Below are 2216 nucleotides of genomic sequence, written 5' to 3'. Positions count from 1 at the left end.
GCTCCGCTCGGGGCAGCGCGTGGTCGAATTCCGATGAGCTACGGGCCAATCTCGGGAATTTCGAGCGACTGCTTCACGTCACGCGCCTCGACCTCGCGTCGGGAATAAGCCTCGACACGGTCTCGGTTCGGCAAAGACTCGATCTCGCCATGCATCAGTGCGGGTGTCCGTGGGTACGTAGGCTTGACCTGCTGAAATACGCTGCGGTATCGGGCCACGAGTCACGAGTCCGAAACGGGGCGGTCACGGCGACATCTCTATTGACGCCAACGTAGCAACCATTCTCGTTCGTGTATGGACACCATTTCGGGACTGCTATACCGTTCGGTTCTGTCAAGAATTCCACCGCTGTTATTCCAAGCAAGATTGAGGGGGTCCGTAGTGACGATTATCTTTGATCGGTTCGCTATCAAGGTAGTCACCGGCGCAGGAATGTGCGCGGCCGCCATGGTGTTGAGCCCGCAGGCGGCAGCCGTGCCGCTAATCACGGGCGGGATTCACTGCGTTGAGGACACGGCCGGCGCCGCAGCACCGGCAGGCGGTGGTGGAGCCGCGGCGGTGCCTTGCAGCGCTACCGCTGTCGACGCTGCTGGGATCGTTGCTCCCGTGGCAGCGCCGGTGCCGGTCGCCGCCCCGGTCGCCCCCGTGCCCGTCGCCGCGCCCCTGCCGATCGCCGCTCCGGTGCCCATTGGCGCACCCGTGCCGGCGGGTGCTCCAGTAGTGGCGCCCGCACTGGCCGGTGCTCCAATCGCTCAAATGGTCGGTGCCGCGGGCAAGGAGGCGCCATCTGGTCCTCCGCCTCCAGGCGACGGGCCGACGAACGGTGTGCCGATTGCGCCCGGCCCTGCGGACTCGACCGCAGGTACCGGGTAGCCGCTATCGTCTCGTTGCCCATCGCGGCATGCACGCTCTAGCCGTTGCTGCCTACTACGCACTCCGACGGCGCGCGCCGGGCAACGATGACGGCGGCCACGCTGACTACCAGCATGGCCATGACGGGCCAGCTGTCGGAGTGATCCTGGGCGATGTCGCCGATGATCGCTCCGGTGAGGCACGACGCGATGGCGACCAGCGCCGCCCCCAAGCCGAGCAGTGCCGCGCGGTCGCAGCTGTCGGCGAGTAACCCGACCCACGTGATCGATGCGATGTAGACCGCCTGGTTGGCCATGGTCACCAGCAGGAACACGGCGGCGATCACCCACGCGGAGGACCACACGTCGAGCAGCTCGGCGGCGAGGCAACCCGCGGCTGCGGTGGCGCTCATCAGCGCGCTGCCCATCAGCATTCCGCGGACACCGAAGGCGCGGTACACAGCCCGCCACAGCGCGGAGCCCGCGAGCAGCGCGACGCTCGACACGACGATCAGAACGGGGAGTTTGTCCTGCCCCTGGGCAGCGCGCAGGCTGTAGAAGGTGGTGCCAAGGGAGACCGGCACGAACGTCAGCTGGGTCAGCGCATACCGGCGAAACCACGGCTGGGATCGTGCGGCGTGCAGGCCGTCGCGCATGGTGTCCTGCACCGTCCGCCGCACGACCGTGGTCGACACCCGGACCGGCCCGACGAACAGGGCCGCGATACCGGCGACGGCCAAACCTGCCGCGCCGAACCACAGCAGGTAGAGACTCTGGGCGAAGGCGTCGCCGTGCACCAGCATCGGCACCACGAGCAGGGTGACCGCGGTGGCCATCAGCGATCCCGCGGCGCTCTGGCCGAGCAGCAGGTCACCACGTCGACCGTCGGACAACCTGCTCGATGCGACGTCGTTGAACGCGATGTTGGAGACGCCGGAGCCGATCCCCAGGAGCGCGGACGTGACGAGCAGGGCCACGGGTACGACCCCACCGATCGTCGACACCACCGCGCTGAACGCAACCATCACTGCCATCGCCGCCACGGTGCCCGCTATCACGAGATGGCGGTTGTGACGCGACCAGTCCAAGATGCACGGTGACGCGGAGTTGCCCACCGCCTTGCCGACGCAATACGCGGGATACAGCAGCGCCGCCAGCCAGGCCATCCCGCGTCCCGCGAAGATGAACGGCAGCACCACCGAGACGTTACTGAGCTGGCTGCCCGCGCTGTAGAACGTGCCGTGTGTGATCAGCTGCCCGAACCGCCCCTCCGATGCCCTGTCGGCGACATGCGAAACCATCGGGCGTAGTGAGGTATTCAGGACTGCGGTCATACAAAGAACGTATGGACGCAGAGCCTCGATC

The 2216-nt window shown here is 67.0% G+C and carries 2 protein-coding genes; one reads left to right on the top strand and one right to left on the bottom strand.

The features are described from left to right. The first annotated feature begins 606 nt into the window (after window positions 1-606). On the top strand, window positions 607-873 hold the full coding sequence (locus ACRDUX_RS16035; RefSeq protein ID WP_526415004.1) for a hypothetical protein: 267 nt from the start codon (window positions 607-609) through the stop codon (window positions 871-873). A 37-nt stretch (window positions 874-910) separates the two neighbouring features. Here ACRDUX_RS16035 and ACRDUX_RS16030 read toward each other — a convergent pair whose 3' ends face one another. Beyond that, window positions 911-2185, bottom strand: coding sequence for an MFS transporter (locus tag ACRDUX_RS16030; RefSeq protein WP_526415003.1), 1275 nt, complete (start codon window positions 2183-2185; stop codon window positions 911-913). Window positions 2186-2216: the final 31 nt, after the last annotated feature.

The organism is Mycobacterium sp., assembly GCF_050701675.1.
Taxonomy (GTDB): Bacteria; Actinomycetota; Actinomycetes; order Mycobacteriales; family Mycobacteriaceae; genus Mycobacterium.
This window is presented reverse-complemented; position numbering and strand designations above follow the sequence as displayed.

Bases quoted from the DNA above. Each gene is read 5' to 3' on its own strand.
- ACRDUX_RS16030 (WP_526415003.1), bottom strand. From the start codon at position 2,185: ATGACCGCAGTCCTGAATACCTCACTACGCCCGATGGTTTCGCATGTC.